Origin of the sequence: Devosia sp. MC1541 (genome assembly GCF_012847305.1) — a bacterium.
GTDB lineage: Bacteria > Pseudomonadota > Alphaproteobacteria > Rhizobiales > Devosiaceae > Devosia.
This window is the reverse complement of the sequence record NZ_JABBDZ010000001.1, coordinates 97,172-115,504: the sequence shown is the minus strand read 5'-3', so window position 1 is coordinate 115,504 and position 18,333 is coordinate 97,172. Positions and strand designations below refer to the sequence as shown.

The 18,333-nt window shown below is 58.0% G+C and carries 18 protein-coding genes; 5 read left to right on the top strand and 13 right to left on the bottom strand.

Translation table 11 applies throughout. The features are described 5' to 3' along the window. Position 1 precedes the first annotated feature (1 nt). From HKD40_RS00510 to HKD40_RS00500, 3 genes are all read right to left on the bottom strand, one after another. Positions 2-499: a GyrI-like domain-containing protein gene (locus HKD40_RS00510; protein WP_169193766.1), complete on the bottom strand. Its 498-nt coding sequence runs from the start codon at positions 497-499 to the stop codon at positions 2-4. 62 nt (positions 500-561) lie between these two features. After that, positions 562-945, bottom strand: a complete 384-nt coding sequence (locus HKD40_RS00505) for a DUF2155 domain-containing protein (protein ID WP_248305862.1) — start codon at positions 943-945, stop codon at positions 562-564. 44 nt (positions 946-989) lie between these two features. Beyond that, positions 990-1,376: an NADH:ubiquinone oxidoreductase subunit NDUFA12 gene (locus tag HKD40_RS00500; protein ID WP_169194166.1), complete on the bottom strand. Its 387-nt coding sequence runs from the start codon at positions 1,374-1,376 to the stop codon at positions 990-992. A 478-nt stretch (positions 1,377-1,854) separates the two neighbouring features. Here HKD40_RS00500 and HKD40_RS00495 point away from each other — a divergent pair, with 478 nt between their 5' ends. Together HKD40_RS00495 and HKD40_RS18135 are read left to right on the top strand one after the other, a co-directional pair. Beyond that, positions 1,855-5,541: a vitamin B12-dependent ribonucleotide reductase gene (locus HKD40_RS00495; RefSeq protein ID WP_169193765.1), complete on the top strand. Its 3,687-nt coding sequence runs from the start codon at positions 1,855-1,857 to the stop codon at positions 5,539-5,541. A gap of 77 nt (positions 5,542-5,618) precedes the next feature. After that, positions 5,619-6,473, top strand: a complete 855-nt coding sequence (locus HKD40_RS18135; protein WP_169193764.1) for a DUF2971 domain-containing protein — start codon at positions 5,619-5,621, stop codon at positions 6,471-6,473. A 159-nt stretch (positions 6,474-6,632) separates the two neighbouring features. Here HKD40_RS18135 and HKD40_RS00485 read toward each other — a convergent pair whose 3' ends face one another. The 4 genes from HKD40_RS00485 to HKD40_RS00470 form a co-directional block, all read right to left on the bottom strand. Then, positions 6,633-6,920: a GIY-YIG nuclease family protein gene (locus tag HKD40_RS00485; RefSeq protein ID WP_169193763.1), complete on the bottom strand. Its 288-nt coding sequence runs from the start codon at positions 6,918-6,920 to the stop codon at positions 6,633-6,635. 113 nt (positions 6,921-7,033) lie between these two features. Then, positions 7,034-7,843, bottom strand: a complete 810-nt coding sequence (locus tag HKD40_RS00480) for an ABC transporter ATP-binding protein (protein WP_169193762.1) — start codon at positions 7,841-7,843, stop codon at positions 7,034-7,036. After that, positions 7,833-8,867, bottom strand: coding sequence for an iron ABC transporter permease (locus tag HKD40_RS00475; RefSeq protein WP_169193761.1), 1,035 nt, complete (start codon positions 8,865-8,867; stop codon positions 7,833-7,835). The genes HKD40_RS00480 and HKD40_RS00475 overlap by 11 nt, the downstream gene beginning before the upstream one ends. After that, positions 8,864-9,835, bottom strand: a complete 972-nt coding sequence (locus HKD40_RS00470) for an iron ABC transporter permease (protein WP_210256983.1) — start codon at positions 9,833-9,835, stop codon at positions 8,864-8,866. Before HKD40_RS00470 ends, HKD40_RS00475 begins: the two co-directional genes overlap by 4 nt. A 126-nt stretch (positions 9,836-9,961) precedes the next feature. Between HKD40_RS00470 and HKD40_RS00465 the strand changes: the two genes are divergently transcribed. The 3 genes from HKD40_RS00465 to HKD40_RS00455 are packed head-to-tail and all read left to right on the top strand — an operon-like array spanning position 9,962 to position 12,770. Beyond that, positions 9,962-10,885, top strand: a complete 924-nt coding sequence (locus tag HKD40_RS00465; protein ID WP_169193760.1) for an iron-siderophore ABC transporter substrate-binding protein — start codon at positions 9,962-9,964, stop codon at positions 10,883-10,885. Positions 10,886-10,944: 59 nt separating this feature from the next. Continuing rightward, positions 10,945-11,868 carry an iron-siderophore ABC transporter substrate-binding protein gene (locus HKD40_RS00460; RefSeq protein WP_169193759.1) on the top strand — a complete coding sequence of 308 codons (924 nt, stop codon included), beginning with the start codon at positions 10,945-10,947 and terminating at the stop codon, positions 11,866-11,868. A gap of 23 nt (positions 11,869-11,891) precedes the next feature. Beyond that, positions 11,892-12,770, top strand: a complete 879-nt coding sequence (locus tag HKD40_RS00455; RefSeq protein WP_169193758.1) for a sucrase ferredoxin — start codon at positions 11,892-11,894, stop codon at positions 12,768-12,770. 95 nt (positions 12,771-12,865) lie between these two features. On the opposite strand, the gene HKD40_RS00450 is transcribed toward HKD40_RS00455, so the two are convergent. The 6 genes from HKD40_RS00450 to HKD40_RS00425 all read right to left on the bottom strand — a co-directional run bounded on the left by HKD40_RS00450 (position 12,866) and on the right by HKD40_RS00425 (position 18,283). Then, positions 12,866-13,537: a 4-carboxy-4-hydroxy-2-oxoadipate aldolase/oxaloacetate decarboxylase gene (locus HKD40_RS00450; RefSeq protein ID WP_169193757.1), complete on the bottom strand. Its 672-nt coding sequence runs from the start codon at positions 13,535-13,537 to the stop codon at positions 12,866-12,868. Continuing rightward, positions 13,537-14,268 (bottom strand): PIG-L deacetylase family protein, encoded by a 732-nt coding sequence (locus tag HKD40_RS00445; RefSeq protein WP_169193756.1) that lies wholly within the window; start codon positions 14,266-14,268, stop codon positions 13,537-13,539. The genes HKD40_RS00450 and HKD40_RS00445 overlap by 1 nt, the downstream gene beginning before the upstream one ends. Positions 14,269-14,339: 71 nt before the next feature. Further along, positions 14,340-15,842: a tripartite tricarboxylate transporter permease gene (locus HKD40_RS00440; RefSeq protein ID WP_169193755.1), complete on the bottom strand. Its 1,503-nt coding sequence runs from the start codon at positions 15,840-15,842 to the stop codon at positions 14,340-14,342. Between the two features lie 12 nt (positions 15,843-15,854). Continuing rightward, a complete protein-coding gene (locus HKD40_RS00435) occupies positions 15,855-16,319 on the bottom strand; it encodes a tripartite tricarboxylate transporter TctB family protein (RefSeq protein ID WP_169193754.1) in 465 nt (154 codons plus the stop codon). Positions 16,320-16,383: 64 nt separating this feature from the next. After that, positions 16,384-17,346 (bottom strand): tripartite tricarboxylate transporter substrate binding protein, encoded by a 963-nt coding sequence (locus HKD40_RS00430; RefSeq protein ID WP_169193753.1) that lies wholly within the window; start codon positions 17,344-17,346, stop codon positions 16,384-16,386. Between the two features lie 49 nt (positions 17,347-17,395). Next, complete coding sequence (locus tag HKD40_RS00425; protein WP_169193752.1) at positions 17,396-18,283, bottom strand: hypothetical protein; 888 nt, start codon at positions 18,281-18,283, stop codon at positions 17,396-17,398. Positions 18,284-18,333 lie beyond the last annotated feature (50 nt).

Below are 18,333 nucleotides of genomic sequence, written 5' to 3'. Positions count from 1 at the left end.
CTCAACGCATTAACCGAAAAGCGATCTCGGTGACGGGCATTCCGCTGGGATGCTCGCCGGGGTCGAGGTGATAAATCTCGAGCCGCGTGCTATCGCTCCACGAGCCCTGCCCGTCGCGCCGTCCATCAAGCTCCAAGCCTTCCCGTTCAACCCACTCGCCCAAGACCCGATTGGCATCATGCAACTTGTGATAGTCGACATTGGCGTGCAGGGAGGCGTAGCGCCCGGCGGGCAAGATTGCCGTGCTCACCTCCCCTGATGGCGTCATCATGGTGGTCGTCGGTACGCCAACGATCACTTCCATGCCGCCATCTGAATAGCAGCGCGGGTAATTGAAGAAGGATCGGCCGGCGACGGTCCCACCCATCTCTTCAATCCAAGCAATAAGCTGATCGACGAGCGGCGGCGCGACACGGCCAATCTCAGGCTGAGGCACCACCACGCGCATAAAGGCGAAGGTCTGTGCTTCGCGCGCGACAATTTTGGGTTCAGTCAGCATCTCACTCCCCGATCAAACGCTGATCGGGTCAGTATGCCTCCAAATGCGCGGCGAAATCCAGACTATCTATTGGCTGGTGGCGGAACGTCGGTCGAGGTTTTGCACTCAATCAGCCAGACGTCATAAACGGCGTGATCTACGGCATTTAGGGCCGGACTATCGGCAAACATCCAGCCGGTAAAAATCCGCTCGGCACTCCCGTCGAGACTGCGCTGATCGACTTCCAAAAAGGCCGAGGTGCGCTGCACCGTGTCTTTGCTCGACCGATTGTAGCAGGCACGCGGCGTCATCTCGAGGGCGCCGAACAACACCGTCTCATCAATATAGACGTCAAAACGGGTGATGCGCCCCGTAATTTTATCGAGCCCAGCAAAGGTCGCGATGGGGTTGGCAATCGGCTGCGCGAATGCGGGGGCCGAGAAAGCAAAAACGGTCGCTGCCAGCAGCGACCGAGAAATGAGACGACGGAGAAAGGGCAAGCCCAAAATCCTTATTCGGGCGACCACGCTTGGTAGTCGCCGGTAACCTGCGGACGTTCACCGGACTTCAGCAAGCTACCTTCAGGACGGTAGGCTGCGGCAGTGCCAGTGAGATTCTTCTCGTGCGGCTTTTCCCAAGCGCGAGGCTGGTAATTTGCTCCACTCGGCACAGTATCCGTGCGGTGATGCATCCAACCATGCCAACCGGGCGGAATCGCCGAGGCGTCAGCAAAGCCACCCGCATAGGTAACATAGCGACGGTTCGCTTTGCGATCCTGATAATAGCGATTGCCGAACTCATCGGAGCCCACATAATCGCCAAAGCGCTTGATCCAAAGGCGTGTCCCCCAGGTGTTGCCACCCCACCACGCAAAGATTTCACTCAGGAATTGCTTGATACCGGACTTGGCCACTTGTCGATTCCAGAAGAATTGGTCGTCAATACTCTGGGCGGTTTAGCATGGCCTGCCCCCTGATCCAATTCTTTCTTGCGACAATCGGACCCACCAAAGGGCTTTTTCTATCCCCGGCCTATTACCGCAAGGCCATTGACCAAATTCTTGCGCTTGACACCCCCGCGCCTGATTCAAGGCCGAAAGCCCAATCTGAATTCCGCAACTGGCGTCGCGCATTATGGGCAAAACCTCAGCCTTTACGGAGCATCCGCGCGCCCGCAATTAAGGAGTGCGAAGGCTTGTGAAGCGCGCTTCCTATAGCCATATAAAATACTAGATTTTGACGTTTGATCAAAATTCACCACTATGGATGGTGTGATCGCACTCGCAAAATAGCGTCTCGACTCTCACTCCATTCGGGCTTTTCATACCGTTCAATACTCCTGTGTGAGCCGTCCAACACCAGAGCCCAGAGACCGAAATGCGTATCACCCGCCGTTTTACGACCGCCACCTCTGATCGCTACGCGACCATCGACTTCCGCTCCGCCACTAGCGAAATTCGGAATCCCAATGGCTCGACCGTTTTCAAGCTCGAAGACATCGCCATCCCAGCGAGCTGGTCTCAGGTCGCCACCGACATCATCGCCCAAAAATATTTTCGCAAAGCGGGTGTCCCTGCAGCGCTCAAACGTGTCGAAGAGCACGCGGTCCCCTCATGGCTCTGGCGTTCGGTTCCGGACGAAGCCGCCCTCGCCCTTATGCCCGCCGACCTGCGCTATGGCTCCGAGCGCGACAGCCGTCAGGTCTTTGATCGCCTTGCAGGGACATGGACCTATTGGGGTTTTAAAGGCGGCTATTTCGACACCGAAGACGACGCCCGCGCTTTTTATGACGAGCTGTGCTACATGCTCGCCACCCAGCGCGTTGCGCCGAACTCTCCGCAATGGTTCAACACGGGCCTGCACTGGGCCTATGGTATCGACGGCCCCGGTCAGGGCCACTATTACGTCGACCCCTTCACCCATGAACTGACGGCCTCCACCTCGGCCTATGAGCACCCGCAGCCGCACGCTTGCTTCATCCAGTCAGTGGACGATGATCTCGTCAACGAGAACGGCATCATGGACCTTTGGGTCCGCGAAGCGCGCCTTTTCAAATACGGCTCCGGCACCGGCACCAATTTCTCCGCCCTGCGCGGCTCAGGCGAAAAACTCTCGGGGGGCGGCAAGTCCTCCGGGCTGATGAGCTTTCTCAAAATCGGCGACCGCGCCGCGGGGGCGATCAAATCGGGCGGCACAACACGACGCGCCGCCAAAATGGTGGTTGTCGATATCGACCACCCCGACATCGAAGAATTCATCAACTGGAAGGTCAAAGAAGAGCAAAAGGTCGCCGCTCTGGTGACCGGCTCCAAAACCGTTTCCAAGCATTTGAAGGCCGTCATGAAGGCTGCCATCAATTGCGAAGGCGGGGTGGGCGACGAGTGCTTTGACGTCAGCAAAAACCCAGCCCTCAAGCGTGAAGTCCGCGCCGCCAAAAAGGCGCTCGTCCCGGAAAACTACATTTTCCGCGTCATCCAATTCGCCCGCCAAGGTTTTACCGACATCGACTTCCCGGTCTACGACACCGATTGGGACAGCGAGGCCTATCTGACGGTTTCCGGTCAAAACTCGAACAATTCTATTCGTGTCACCGACGCGTTTTTGCACGCGGTCGAAGCCGACGCGGATTTTGCCCTCACCGGCCGCCGCGATGGCAGCACCTTCAAGACGCTAAAGGCGCGCGATCTCTGGGATCAGATCGGCCACGCCGCCTGGGCTTCGGCTGATCCGGGGCTGCAATTCCACACGACCATCAATGAGTGGCACACGTCCCCCGCCGCAGGCCCCATCACAGCTTCCAATCCGTGCTCGGAATACATGTTCCTCGACGACACGGCCTGCAATCTCTGCTCGGTTAATCTGCTGCCCTATCGTCAGGTCGACGGGAGTTTCGACACCGAGGCGTTCGAACACACCGTCCGCCTCTGGACCATTGTGCTCGAAATCTCGGTGATGATGGCGCAGTTCCCCTCGCGCGCCATTGCCACCCGCTCTTTCGAATACCGCACGCTCGGCATTGGCTACGCCAATATCGGGGGCTATCTCATGACCTCCGGCATTCCCTATGACAGCGCCATCGGCCGCGCCATCACCGGGGCCATCACCGCCGTCATGACCGGGGTCAGCTACGCTACCTCCGCCGAAATGGCCAAGGAGCTCGGCCCCTTCGCCGATTATCCCCGCAATGCCGCGCATATGCTGCGCGTCATCCGCAATCACCGCCGCGCCGCTCACGGTCAAACCTCCGGCTACGAAGGCCTTTCTATCGCGCCAGTCGCCCTCGACCACGCCAACCTCTCTGACGCCACGCTCGCCGCGCGTGCCAAGCAAGCCTGGGACGACGCGCTCGCCTTGGGCAGTGAGCACGGTTTCCGCAATGCGCAGGTCTCCGTGATCGCACCCACGGGCACCATTGGCCTCGTCATGGATTGCGACACCACCGGCATTGAGCCCGATTTTGCGCTGGTAAAATTCAAAAAACTCGCGGGTGGCGGCTATTTTAAAATCATCAACCGCGCCGTGCCCCCGGCCCTGAGGACGCTAGGCTATTCCGAAAGCCAAATCGCGGAGATGGAAGGCTATGCCGTAGGCCACGGCAATCTCAACCAAGCCCCGGCCATCAATCCGGCCAGCCTAAACGCTAAGGGTTTTACTGAGGACAAGATTGAGGCCCTCAACGGCGCGCTCAAGTCGGCATTCGACATCAAGTTCGTCTTCAACCGATGGACGCTTGGGGTCGATTTTCTCAAAACCCTTGGGGTTACCGACGCCCAGCTGGCCGATTCAAGTTTTGAGCTTCTGTCCTTCCTTGGCTTCTCCAAGGCCGAGATTGAATCCGCAAACACCCATGTCTGCGGAGCTATGACGCTCGAAGGCGCGCCGCACCTCAAGGCCGAACACCTGCCCGTCTTTGATTGCGCCACCCCCTGCGGAAAGATCGGCAAGCGCTATCTTTCGGTCGATAGCCACATATTCATGATGGCCGCCGCTCAGCCCTTCATTACCGGGGCGATTTCCAAGACTATCAACATGCCCAATGACGCGACGGTCGACGACACGAAAAACGCCTATATGCAGTCCTGGCGCTTGGGTCTCAAAGCCAACGCGCTCTATCGCGACGGCTCCAAGCTGAGCCAGCCGCTCAATGCCTCGCTTCTCGCCAATGACAATGATGACGAAGACGACGTGGTGGAAACCTTTGCCGCCATGCCCGCCGCTGCTCGCACCGAAGTCATTGTCGAGAAAATTGTCGAGCGCCTGCGCGAACGCGAGAAAATGCCTGACCGCCGCAAGGGCTACACCCAAAAGGCCGTGGTCGGCGGCCACAAAGTCTATGTCCGCACGGGCGAATATGACGATGGTCGCTTGGGCGAAATCTTTATCGACATGCACAAGGAAGGCGCCGCCTTCCGCGCCATGATGAACAATTTTGCCATCGCCATTTCTCTGGGCCTGCAATATGGCGTGCCGCTCGATGAATATGTGGAGGCCTTCACCTTCACCCGCTTCGAGCCCGCCGGCATGGTCCAAGGCAATGACCGCATCAAGAACGCCACATCCATTCTCGACTACGTCTTCCGCGAGCTGGCCGTGTCTTACCTCGACCGCGACGACCTCGCGCATGTTAACCCCGACACGCCCACGGCGCTGGGCAAAGGCGTCGCCGAAGACCACGACGCCCGCACGGCCCCAACACCCGTTCCTGCGGCACAATTTGTCTCGCGCGGCATGACCCGCGGCCGCACGGCGAACACGTCACTCATGCTCGTCCCGACAGCCGAACTTTCTCCACTGTCACCCTTGGGCACCAACACCAGCACGGTGACGGCGCTCCGCTCCGGCACAGCCCTCAAAATTGAGCCGAGCCCAACAGCGCTCAACGCCGCCGAACTCTCCCCCCTCCCAGCCCCGCCGCCCTCAAAGGACACCGGGCTCCTCCGCGCCGAAGCCCAAATGAAGGGCTACACCGGCGACCAATGCACTGAATGCCACAACTTTACGATGGTGCGGAATGGGACGTGCCTAAAGTGCGATACTTGCGGGACGACTACGGGGTGTAGTTGAGAAAGGAGTAGGCAGCCCATCCCGTTTCTTAGATGAATCGATCCACGTTCTCGAAAGAAATCACAGAAGGTGAACTCGTGTCGCCACGTCTCGCACCAGCGGAAATCTCTACAAATCTCTACAAATACTACCCGCCAAATCGCGCCGAGTTTCTGCAGAACAGACTGGTATGTTATTCGAAAATCAGTCAGCTGAACGATCCATTTGAGGGGGTCAGCATCGCAAAATCAGTCTTTCCAGAGAGTGGCCCATTCAGTCTTCGACAGCAGGTGGACGAAGTCGATTTGGAGACTGAAATCTACCAAGCAGCGATACGTCACGGGGAAAGTGCTGAAACAGCCGCCGAAATGGCAAAAACAGCTTCCTCGAACAGCCAATTTCTTACTGACTTACGAGAACATCTATTTCAGGCCGTCACAACTTATGCGGCTAACTTTCCTGTAAACAGCGCAATAATGGAGCAAACGCTCGACGCGGAATATGGCGTCTTCTGTCTTTCTGCTACGCCAACGTCCGCACCAATGTGGGCACACTACGCTCACAATTATCGCGGTTATGTCGTAGAGTTCGACAGCAGCCATCCGTTCTTTAAACGGAAGGGCCTCATGGGCCTGCGGCCAATTACCTACGGAACCCGGACCGTAAACAACTGGCTTGAATTAGAGAACACGGACTTCCTCGCAACAAAATCAGACGAATGGAAATATGAACAAGAATGGCGAGCCATGAGGCCGCTTACAGAGGTGGACATCGTGAACAACGGGTACCACCTGTTTGAAGTACCAAGAGACGCAATTTTGGCCATTATCACTTGCGAACAGACTGATCCAACCGTAGTGACCATAGCAGATTCAGCCTGCGCAGCGAACGGCTGGAGCGTAAAGCGCCTCATCGTAGATAAACTGCAAAAGAAGTTACTGGTTGACGTCTAATTTAAACGCTATTGGGCCGATTTACCTCCACCCCACCAGCCGTCACCCTCGGGCTTGACCCGAGGGCTCTACACTTGCCGGGCCTTCCCAAAGTACAGTCTCCTCGGATCGAGCCGAGGATGACGTGCGAGGATGGTCTGAAAAAAGGCATGACCAGGCCTAGTCCCCGATCTCATCCCAGAGATCGCGCCACTCAGGATTTGCTTGCGCAATCAGCGCTTCCTTCCACGCGCGATACCATCGCTTGAGCGATGTCTCCCGCTGGATCGCATCGGTGATCTCTCCATGCTCCCCCAAATACACCAAGCGCTTGATAGTGTTTTTCTTGGCATATCCCGGCACGAGCCCTTCGCGATGCTCATACACAAGGCGCTGGAGATCACTGGTCACGCCGATATGGGTGCGGCCACGGCGCGTATCGGCAAGTATGTAGACAAAGCCTGACATGGCGAGATCATCACGCCACTGCAGGTGGGATCAACTTGTCAGAATTCCCTAAATCCGCACTAGGTCCCTCTACAAAAGCGGGCGCACCACGCAGGACCTAGCGCATGAAGGCGCTATTCTGCGGCCCTGACGGTGCTCAGCGGAATGCACAAGGGACGCTGGTGCACAGGATCGATGATGACACGGGCACGCACGTCGAACACGCGCGCAATAGTGTCTTCGGTCATCAGATCTTCCGGCGATCCGCTGGCCGCAATGGCACCGTCGCGCAAAAACACCAGATGATCGGCGTAGCGCGCCGCCAGATTGAGGTCATGCAGCACCAGCACAACAGTGCGCCCGAACCCCTCCTTGAGTTCCCGCACGAGATCGAGGCAATCGAGCTGATGGGCCATGTCCAAGTGGTTGACCGGCTCATCGAGACACACCACGTCGGTCTGCTGTGCCAAGACCATCGCAATCCAGACGCGCTGCAACTGACCGCCGGAGAGCGACCCGATGCGACGATCGCGCAAGGCTGTGACGCCCGTCCCTGCCATGGCGCTTTCCAATGCTGACGCATCATCCCGGCTCCACGGTTGCAGCATGGATTGGTGCGGATAGCGGCCCAGCCGAACCAGTTCCTCAACCGTCATGTCTTCCGGCGCGGAAGGGCTTTGGGCCAAAAGGCCGATCTGTCGCGCCAGCGCCTTCTCGCCCAGCCGAGAAATGTCGAGCTCTTCGAGGAAAATACCACCAGAGGTGGGCTTATGCAGGCGGCGAATAGCGCGGAGCAGAGTGGACTTGCCACACCCATTAGGCCCGGCCAGAACGGTAATTTTACCGCGCTCGATGGGCAGCGACAAAGACTGCAGCACATTGACCTTGCCATAGGAAAGGCTGAGATCGCGCACATCGATGCGGGAGCAGGATTTATCCGTCATTGCGTTGCTTGCCCATCAGCAGGAATAGAAAATAGGGAGCGCCAATAATGGCGGTCACAGTGCCCGCGGGCACCTCAATCGGCGAGAACAGAACCCGCACGATCATGTCGGCACCGACGAGGAAAATAGCGCCGAGCAGGAAGCTGGCGACAATACCGGCATAGACATTGCGCCCAACCAGCAAGCGCGCCAGATGCGGCGCCATAAGGCCGATGAAGCCGACAGCGCCAACAAAGGAGACCGAGAGAGCGGTCAGGCTCGCGGCGAGCGCGAAAATCACGATGCGAAAGACCGGCAGGTTGAGCCCGACGGACCGCGCCGAAACTTCATCGAGATCAGCAGGTGGCAGACGCCGCGCGGCCAGCAGCACCAAAATCATGATGGGCAGAAGCGCAATCGCGGTGATCTGAATTTCCCCCCAGTTCACCTCGTTGACCGCCCCAGCCAGCCATCGCTGGGCCTGCGTGGCGCGATAGATCGGCCCGATCAGCATGAAAATGACGGTGAGGGCCTTAGCAACCGCCGCAACGGCAATGCCGAACAGCAGAAGTCGGATCGCCGATGAGGCCTGGCGTCCCGATAGGGTGAAGACGAGCGTGATCGCCAAAAACGCGCCGATTGCGGCGGCAACAGGCTGATAGGCAATGGAGGTAACCAACGCATTGGACTCGTTAGAGAGCAGCGCCAGAAACAGCACAACGCCCAGGGCCGAGCCATCGATGACGCCCAGCACGCCGGGTGAAGCAAGGCTATTGCGCGTGACCTTTTGCAGAAGAAACCCGGCGACCGCCATGCCGCCACCAGCCAAAATGGCCATGACCACGCGCGGGAGGCGCAATTGCAGGACGATGATGTTTTGCGTCTTCTCGCCAAGGCCGAGAATAACGCCGATGATCTTATCAAAGGCGATCCAGGTTGAACCAAAGGCAACAGCGCTGAGGGAAAGCAGGACGAAGACGGCGATGATGGCCACAAGGCTCATCGCGTTTCGATACTGGGTCACAGCCGAAGACGAAGGGGTCATGCGGCTCTCCGCTTCAACAAAATCAGCAGCGCAATTCCGCCAACAACAGCAGTGATCGCCCCCACCGGCGCTTCCGTGGGGTAGACGACAAAGCGGGCGACCACGTCAGCTGTGGTGGCGTAGATGGCACCAATCAGCGCTGCTGCCGGAATGAGACGACGATGGCTCAGGCCGACCAGCCAACGCGCAATGTGCGGAACGACAAGGCCGATAAAGCCCACCGGGCCAGCCATCGATACTGACGCGCCCGTCAACAGCGACACCGCCAAAAAGCTCAAGCCGCGCACGGCGAACAAGGGGACCCCGAGGCCCGTGGCCGTCGAGTCGTCAGCCTGCAAAGCATCGAGCGGGCGCGCCAACACAATGGCAAGAACCGCGCCTAGCGCAATGATGGGAGCACCGGTCTGCACCAAGGCTATTGGGCGATCAACAAACGCGCCAGAAAGCCAGAACAGAAGTTGGGAGAGCTGCGCTTCATTGGTGCTGAGGACCACTTCGACCAGCGAGTGCCCGAGGCCCGCAAAGGTCACCCCGATCAGCACAATCCGAATGGGCGACAGACCGCCCGCGCTAGAAGCAATCGCAAATACCAGCACGCTTGTTGCCAGCGCGCCCGTGGCGGCCGCGATTGAAAGCCCGGTCAGCGACCCAACACCGAACCAGAAACTTGCAATGACGACGCCCAAAGACGCCCCGGCGTTCAGCCCCAAGGTGTCGGGCGAGGCAATGCGATTTCGAGACAGCGTCTGGACGAGGACGCCAGCGATGCCCAGCCCTGCCCCAACCAGTGGCGCGATCAAGGCGCGCGGCAGGCGCAAATTGGCAATGACGACGGCAGTTTCCAATCCGTCATAGGCGACAATGGCCTGCCAGACTTGGTCAAGGCCATAGACGCGATAACCGACGCAGATGCTGATGAGCACTGCGGCGATGAGGGTAATGATCAGACCCGCATATATCGAGGGCATTGGTCCGAACTGGCGATGTGCGGATGACGTACTCAGCTTAGCCCTCAAACTTGAAGTTGACAGTCATGTTAAACTCTGGTGTGAGCTATGCGCATTCATGACTATCAATGTCAAGTTAGGTGCAAAATGCGCAATCTGAAGATTGTTGTAATCGCCGCCTCGGTGGCTTGTGTTGCGGCCTTCGCGTCATCGGCCGGTGCCCGTGAAGTCACCCATTCCATGGGCACGACGGATGTCCTAGACGCGCCGCAGCGCGTGGTGGTGCTGACCAATGAAGGGACGGAGGCACTGCTCGCCGTTGGCATTACCCCAGTCGGCGCAGTCCGCTCCTGGCTTGGCGATCCATGGTATGACCATATTGCCGATCAAATGGCCGATGTGACCGTTCTGGGAGAAGAGTCGGCGATTAACCTCGAGCTTCTGGCTGCCCTTGAGCCAGACCTGATCATCGGCACCAAAATCCGCCATGAGCAGATCTACGAACAGCTGTCGGCAATCGCTCCAACGGTGATTTCCGAGCGCCTGCGCGGCGACTGGAAGATCAACATGGAGCTCTATGCAGAGGCTGTCGGCAAGTCCGCCGAAGCTGAAGCTGCGTTTGCCGCCTATGACGCGCGTATTGCGGCCACGAGCGCTGCCCTAGGCGATGCCAAAGCAGAAGAGATTTCGCTCGTTCGCTTCATGGCTGGACGCACAAGAATCTACCTGAATGACACGTTTGCCGGCAATGTTCTGAGCCAGATCGGCTTTGCCCGTCCAGCGAACCAGGACCGAGACGAATTTGCCGACGAAGTGACCAAGGAACGTATCCCTGAGTTCCAAGGCGACCGTCTGTTCTACTTCATCTACGAGACTGGCGATGGCGCTGCAGACACGGCCGCCGCTGAATGGATGGCCGACCCTCTGTGGGCCGCGCTGCCCGTAGTCGCCGCTGGCAAAGCCCAGGGCGTATCGGACGCGACATGGAATACGGCCGGCGGCATCCTCGCAGCCAATGTCATGCTCGACGATATTGAAGCCATTTATGGGCTTCCAGCGACCCGCAAATAAGCCTCAACGCGGGCCCGAGTGTGGGCCCGCTCCTTATCCGCAAGAGAAACCACATTACCATGATCAAATCCCTCCTAACAGCCGCTGTGCTGAGCTCGGCGCTCTTTGGCTTCGCCGGATCGAGCGTGGCCCGCGAAGTGACACACGCCATGGGCGTTACAACAGTTCCAGACGCGCCACAGCGCGTGGTCATTCTGACCAATGAAGGCACTGAGGCGCTGGTCTTTATCGGCGTGATCCCTGTTGGCGCGGTCCAGAGCTGGGACGGCGATCCGTGGTATGCCCATTTGAGCGAAGCGCTCAAGGACACGGTCGCCCTTGGCACTGAAAATGCTGTCAATCTGGAGGTCATCGCCAGCCTTGAGCCAGACTTGATCATTGGCAACAAGGTGCGTCAGGAGAAGATTTACGACCAGCTATCCGCCATTGCCCCCACGGTTTTCGCCGAGGATCTGAGCGGCAGCTGGAAGGACAATATGACCCTTTATAGCGAAGCCGTCGGCAAGGCAGAGGAAGGCAAGCAGGCGCTGGCCGATTTCGACGCCCGCGCTACCACGATCGCCAATTCGATTGGTGACGGGCTCGCTGAAGAGATCTCGCTGGTGCGCTTCGCTCCCGGTCGTGTCCGCCTTTACTACAAGGACACCTTCGCCGGTGGCATTCTCGGCCAGATGGGCTTCCAACGTCCTGCAGCTCAGAACAAGGATGAGTTTGCAGAAGAAATCCAGAAGGAACGTATCCCAGACATGGCCGGTGACCGCATCTTCTACTTCTCCGATGATGCCGACCCAGAAGACGCCAAGGCGAATTTGTCCGAGTGGACCAATGACCCGTTGTGGCAGAACCTTGAGGCCGTCAAGTCGGGCAAAGCCCAGCGCGTGAGCGAACTGGTGTGGAACACGGGTGGCGGCATTTTCTGCGCCAACATGTTGCTGGACGAAATCGCCGCCATCTACGGCGTTGATCCAGCGAAGGCCAACTAAAGCCTGGCTGCAGAACCTCAACCATGGACTTTTGCACTGATTACGCCATTGCCCAGCCTCTCGCTGGCACCGGGGCAATGGCACTGCGCCACATGTTTATCCGCTGGCCGAAAGGGAAATGGCGTCGGCCACGATACCAGTCGGCTGGTTTGGATGAGGTTCTGCAACGCGCCATCCACGAGTCCTATGGCCCGAACCGCTATGTCGGGCTGCTTGAGAGCGACGGCGGCCCAGACTTGGAACTGGTGTCATTCCCCGACAGCCGCACCGCCCTACCCGCAAATCAGACCGAGGCCGCAGCGCTCATTCGCGCTTGGGCCGACGGCACGCCACTGACCGGTCCCGCTTTGCCGCGTCCGGTCATTTTGTGCTGCACTGATGCCAAGGTGAATGCGTGTTGCGCGCGCTACGGCTTCCCCATCTACAAAGCCCTTCGAGAACAAGCCGGGGCGTTTGGCATTGATGTGATGCAGACCACCCACTTTGGCGGCTGTCACTTTGCCCCTTCGGTCATTGTCATGCCACAGCGCGCCCGCTATGGCCGCCTCACGCCAGATCAAATTCCAAGTTTTTTAGAAACCCTCGCCCAAGGCCGACATTACCTGCCCGCCTTTAAGGGGCGCCCCGAACTCAGCGAAGCTGAACAAGCCGCTGAAATTGCAGCGTGGGAATGGGCCGAAGCAAATGGCTTCACACAAGACGATGTGCGGTTGCTGGACCCAATCGAGGGAACTGGCAGCACGGCAAGCGCTCATGCCATGGTCGGCAACGCTGTTCTCGCGATTGGCTTAGAAACCAAGTCGTTCCACATGCACGGCACCTGCCGCTCCTTAGAGAGCGACGAAGGAAAAACCGTTGAGCGCCTCATCGTGACCGCGGTCAATCTCGTCCATCGACCGTAAAACGAGACGAGTGCTTTGCTCGGCGCACACTTCGGCCACGGTGAGAGGCCGGATACCCGGCCTCTCATGATCTGCTTCTAGCAGTAACCGCAGCCTCAGATGTACTTGAGGCCCTTTTCGGCCAAGCGTTCACGCATCTTGTAGATGTCGAGGCCCAACTCGCCAGCAGCAAGACGTTGGCGCTTCGCCTCTTCGGCAGCAACGCGTGCCTCAGCCTGGTCGGCCACAGCAGCTGCATCTTCCCGACGCACGACGCAAACCCCGTCATCATCGGCGATGATCACGTCACCCGCATTGATCGCCGCTCCGGCGCAGACAATCGGGACATTGACCGAGCCAAGCGTTTCTTTGACCGTGCCCTGCCCCGAAACAGCCTTAGACCACACTGGGAACTTCATCTCGGTGAGGTCGGCGATATCACGCACGCCAGCATCAATGATTAGGCCTTTGCAGCCACGAGATTGCGCTGACGTTGCCAGCAAATCGCCGAAATAACCGTTGTCACACGGGCTCGTTGGCGCCAGCACCAGTATATCCCCGGCGCGGATTTGCTCGAGGGCAACGTGCAACATCCAATTATCGCCGGGCGGTGAGGAGATCGTCACCGCACTGGCGGCCAAACGGGCACCTTTGTAGATCGGGCGCATGTAACTCGCGAGCATGCCCTTGCGGCCCTGAGCTTCATGCACAGTGGCCACGCCACAGGCGGCGAGACGATCAATGACCGATTGGTCTGCCCGTTCGATGTTTTGAACAACAACACCCATTAGAGTTCGTCCACGGTACGTGGATAAATCGACTGGAAGCCTTCGGCATATTTCGCCGGACGTCCACCGGACTGACCGCCCGAGTTGCGGGTGAAATGGTTGGCGCGGTTCTCAGCGACATTGCGGTAGTAGTGCCAAAGGTGTTCCTGACCTTCCATGCACTGGATAGCGGCCCACTTCTTGTCCCAAACATCGGTGATGTCGAGGAAGGTATCTGGCTTCCAATCCATCTGCTCAGTCTGGTGCGGCTCGAACAAATAGACCTGTGGCGCGCCCAAAATCTTCTGGCCTGGATTATGGCCCCACGCCTGCGCAATAGCGCGGCATTCAAGGGTCCACTGCGACACATACATATGGTCCGTGTTGTACGGATCGTATTTGGAGTGGGTCATGATAAAGCTCGGCTGTACAGCGCGCATTACATCGACCAGACGGTCTTTGGAAGCACGGTCCATTTCGATAGGGTAATCGCCCAAGTCAAAGAACTGTATGTCATGAACATCCAATGCCTTAGCGGCATTCTCAGCTTCACGACGACGTTCAGTCTTGACCTTCTCCAAGGTCATATCCGCCTGCTTCCAAAGCTTGGCGCTTTCACCGCGTTCGCCATAGGAAAGACAGACCACCGTCACGTCGTAACCTTTTGCTGCGTGGGCAGCGATTGCCCCGCCACAACGCCAGACAAAGTCAGCCGAATGCGCACTCACGATGAGCGCTGTTTTCTTAGCCATCTCATAGATCCTAAAATTACAATTTCAGAGAATTGAGCCGCTCGCCTGCGAGTGGGCGAGAGGCTGCCAGATCATTCGTCCGCAAAAACGGTTTTGCGGGTCTTTCGCAGTTTTGGCAGTGCCGCGAACACGAGCATGGCGATAGCCAGCGTCAGCAGAACCGCAGAAATTGGGCGCGAGATGAAGACCGAGAAATCGCCCTTCGAGAGCACCAATGCGCGGCGGAAATACTCTTCCACCATCGGCCCAAGCACAAAGCCAAGCAGGAGTGGCGCAGGCTCGCAATTGAGTTTGGCGAGGATGTAACCAACAGCCCCAAACCCCGCGACCATGAACACGTCAAACAGCGAATAGGAGCTGGCGTAGACGCCGATGCAGCAGAACATCAGGATCGCCGGGAACAGCATGGTGTAAGGAATACGCAGCAGGCGCACCCACATGCCGATCAGAGGCAGGTTCAGGATCACCAAAAACAGATTGCCAATCCACATCGACACAATCAGCCCCCAGAACAGGTCTGGGTTTTTGGTCACAACACTTGGACCAGGCTGGATATTGTGGATGACCATTGCCCCCAGCATCAGCGCCATTGTCGCAGAGCCGGGAATGCCAAGCGTTAGTGTCGGAATGAACGAGGTTTGCGCGGCCGCATTGTTCGCAGATTCCGGACCGGCGACGCCTTCGATCGCGCCATGGCCAAACTCATGCTTGTACTTCGACGTCTTCTTTTCCAAGCTATAGGCAAAGAAGGAGGCGAGTGACACGCCGGCACCTGGCAGTACGCCGAGCAGAGACCCTAGCGCAGAGCCGCGCAGGATCGACGGCGTCATACGCTTGATGTCTTCCTTGGTGGGCATGATCGATTTGATTGGCGCGATCTGAGCATCGGCAGCCTTGTGCCGCTCAAGGGTGCTGACGATCTCGGCAAAGGCGAAAATACCAATCGAGATCACGATAAAGCTGACGCCTTCCCATAGCGCCATATTGCCGAAGGCAAACCGGACAACACCGGAGTTCACGTCCATACCAACGAGGCCGACGAGCAGACCGATAACGATCATAGCCAGAGATTTGAGCAAGGGGCCGGATGTCAGCGAAACCGCAGCAATCAAGCCGAGGAACATCAAGGCGAAGTATTCTGCAGGCCCGAAGCTAAACGCGATCTGGGCAATCGGCCCAGAGAAGACCGCCAGCACGAGCACACCAAAGCTACCTGCAACAAAAGAACCGATGGCTGCTGCAGCAAGTGCCGAACCAGCGCGGCCCTGACGCGCCATCTTGTGGCCGTCGATTGTCGTGACCACGGACGAGGCCTCACCCGGCATGTTCACCAGAATAGCCGTCGTGGAACCACCATAAGCAGCGCCGTAGTAAATTCCGGCGAGCATGATCAGTGCGCCGATCGGGCTCAGACCAAAGGTAAACGGCAGGAGCATCGAAATAGTGGTGAGAGGGCCAAGACCCGGCAAAACACCAATCAATGTGCCCAGGAAACACCCAACGGCTGCATAAATGAGATTTTCGAATGTAAGGGCCGTCTGCAGCCCCAAAGTCAGATTAGCAACAAAATCCATGGTGCAGCGCCTCTACTGGCCCAGAAATACTGGCAAAAGTGGGATCTGCAGTTTCAGCAGCAGATGGAAAATGCCGAAGCCGATGACGAGCTGAACACCCATGTTGATCAGGATCGTCTTGAGCTTGGTGCCGGGACTGGCAAGACTGGTCAGACCGGCGCAGATCGCCAGTGTGAGTAGCAAACCAAACGACTGGATCAGCAGCGCAAAGGACACCGTGGCCACGACCACAATGGCCAATCCACGCAGGTTAAGCGTCTCAAGCCTGCCGTCTTCTTCAGGCTCACCGCGCAACGATGTGATGACCACACCGATCCCCAAAACAGTCAGCAACGCCCCCAGCATGAGTGGGAAGAACCCTGGCCCCATACGGCCCGGTGTACCAAGGCGATACTCAAGTGAGGCTATGGCAAAGAACAAGCCAATGGCGACAAACAGGCCACCTGCGACGAGGTCCTTTTGGCTTCTGATGGTCATATGACCTCCAAAATTTTGGCGAAGTTGAGCCGCCACCTCAGGCGGCGGCTCGGTGCCTTAGGCGTTATTCGGGACGGATGCCCTGCTCTTCGGCGACCTTGCGCCAAGTTGCATATTCACCCTGCACCTGTGCGGTGAATTCTGCTGGCGTACCCCAAATTGGGCGACCGCCATCGCGCTGCAAAAACTCCGCCATTTCAGGCGTCTGCAGCACAGTGTTCAGGTCAGCGTTGATCTTTTCAACCAGAGCCGCGTCCATACCAGCTGGGCCAAACAGACCCCACCAGTTTTCGATAATGGCGTCGTTCATACCCAGTTCGCCAACGCTTGGCAGATCTGGCAAGGTTTCAGAGCGTTCTGCACTGGACACCAGAATACCGGTCATCAGGCCTTCACGAACATGGGGAATAACCTGCGTGATGGAGCCGTAGAACAGATCGGCATGGCCACCGATAACGTCGGTCATTGCAGGCGAACCGCCGCTATAGTGCACTGGCACCATCTGAAGTTCCGCAGCGCTACGCAGAATTTCCGTCGCGAATTGGTTGAGCGAACCCACGCCAACGGTGGCGTAGTTGAGCTCCTGCGACTTCGCCAGGGCAGCGAACTCTTCATAGTTCGAAACGCCGAGCGACGGGCTAACAGCCAGCAACAGCGGGGTCGCGCCAATGCGGCCGATGTGAGTCAAATCATCAGACGGATTGACCAATGGCGTTTCTTGAATCGCCGCGCTCATGGTCACCGTCGCCGAATTGACCAGCAGGGTGTAGCCGTCTGGATTGGCATTGGCGACCTGACCGGTCGCCAACAGTGTGCCTGCACCTGGAATGTTTTCGACAACGACGGTCTGCCCCCAAGCAGCACCCAATTTATCGGCAAGGAAACGGCCAACCAAATCAACCGCGCCACCCGGCGCGAATGGAACAACCAGAGTAACCGGCTTGTCCGGATAGCTCTGCGCCTGTGCACCAGCGCTGGTCGCTGCAACGAGAATAGTGCTCGCCAGTAACGTCTTAATCAAATTCATAGTGTCCCTCCCACGGGTTGGTTGTGGTGGCGCGTTGGCCACCTGTTCGTTAGACAAAAAGGCCATCGAGAGTGATGGATGGCGGCAGAATTTGTTGCTCGATGGAGAAATCGACCAGCATCTGCATTGACTTCCGGTTTTCCTCCAAGCCAGCCTTGTAGAGTTCGAGCCCGGCTGGCAGGCCATGTTTCGAACTATCCAAATCGCCTCTTTCCTGTGCGATTCCCTTAGATTTATCAAATAGTTCGGTCAAATCTTCGACGACCCAAGGATGTTGATCTAACACTTCGCGACGCACGCAAAGAACATGGTTCACCGGGAAGATACCGGTGCGCGCATGCCACTCGGCACCAGCAAGTTTGGCGTCGGCGATGACCGGGCGCGTACCCTCTGGAACCCCATGTAAGCCGGTGATCGCGTCGACCTTGCCTTGCTTAAGCAAGCTCAGCAGGCTCTCTTCGCTTTCTTCGAGCGTCACGAAGTCCGGATCCTTGAACTGCGGAACGTGCGGACCTTCTTGAATAATCCAGTTCACGTCGCGCAGATCGAGGCCATATTCGTGTGCCAAAATCCCGCGAACCCAGATGCCCGTCGTTTGCGGCCAAGAGCGCGCCAATACGCGCTTTCCCCTAAGATCGTCTGGCCCGCGAATGTCAGAGTCGACGCTGGTCAGAATGGACGTGTGGTGCATGCGGCACGAGGCCGGTAGCGGTAGACCGACGATCGGCACGCCAGCATGCATCGCCTGCCCCAGAGTCGCTATCGGCATTTCGGAGATGTCAAACTCGAGGTCACGCACCATGCGCCGGAAGGCGACGTGGAACGGCTCGACAGCCACTTGGTCGAGAGCGAACCGGTCAGACTGCGCCAATCTCTCACGAATTGGACGGACTTGAACCATATCGCCAATGGCAGATTTGAACCGCAAAGCTTGCACAGAATACCCCCTACTTGGTCCGGTACAATCCGAACACGTCGCTTTCGGTA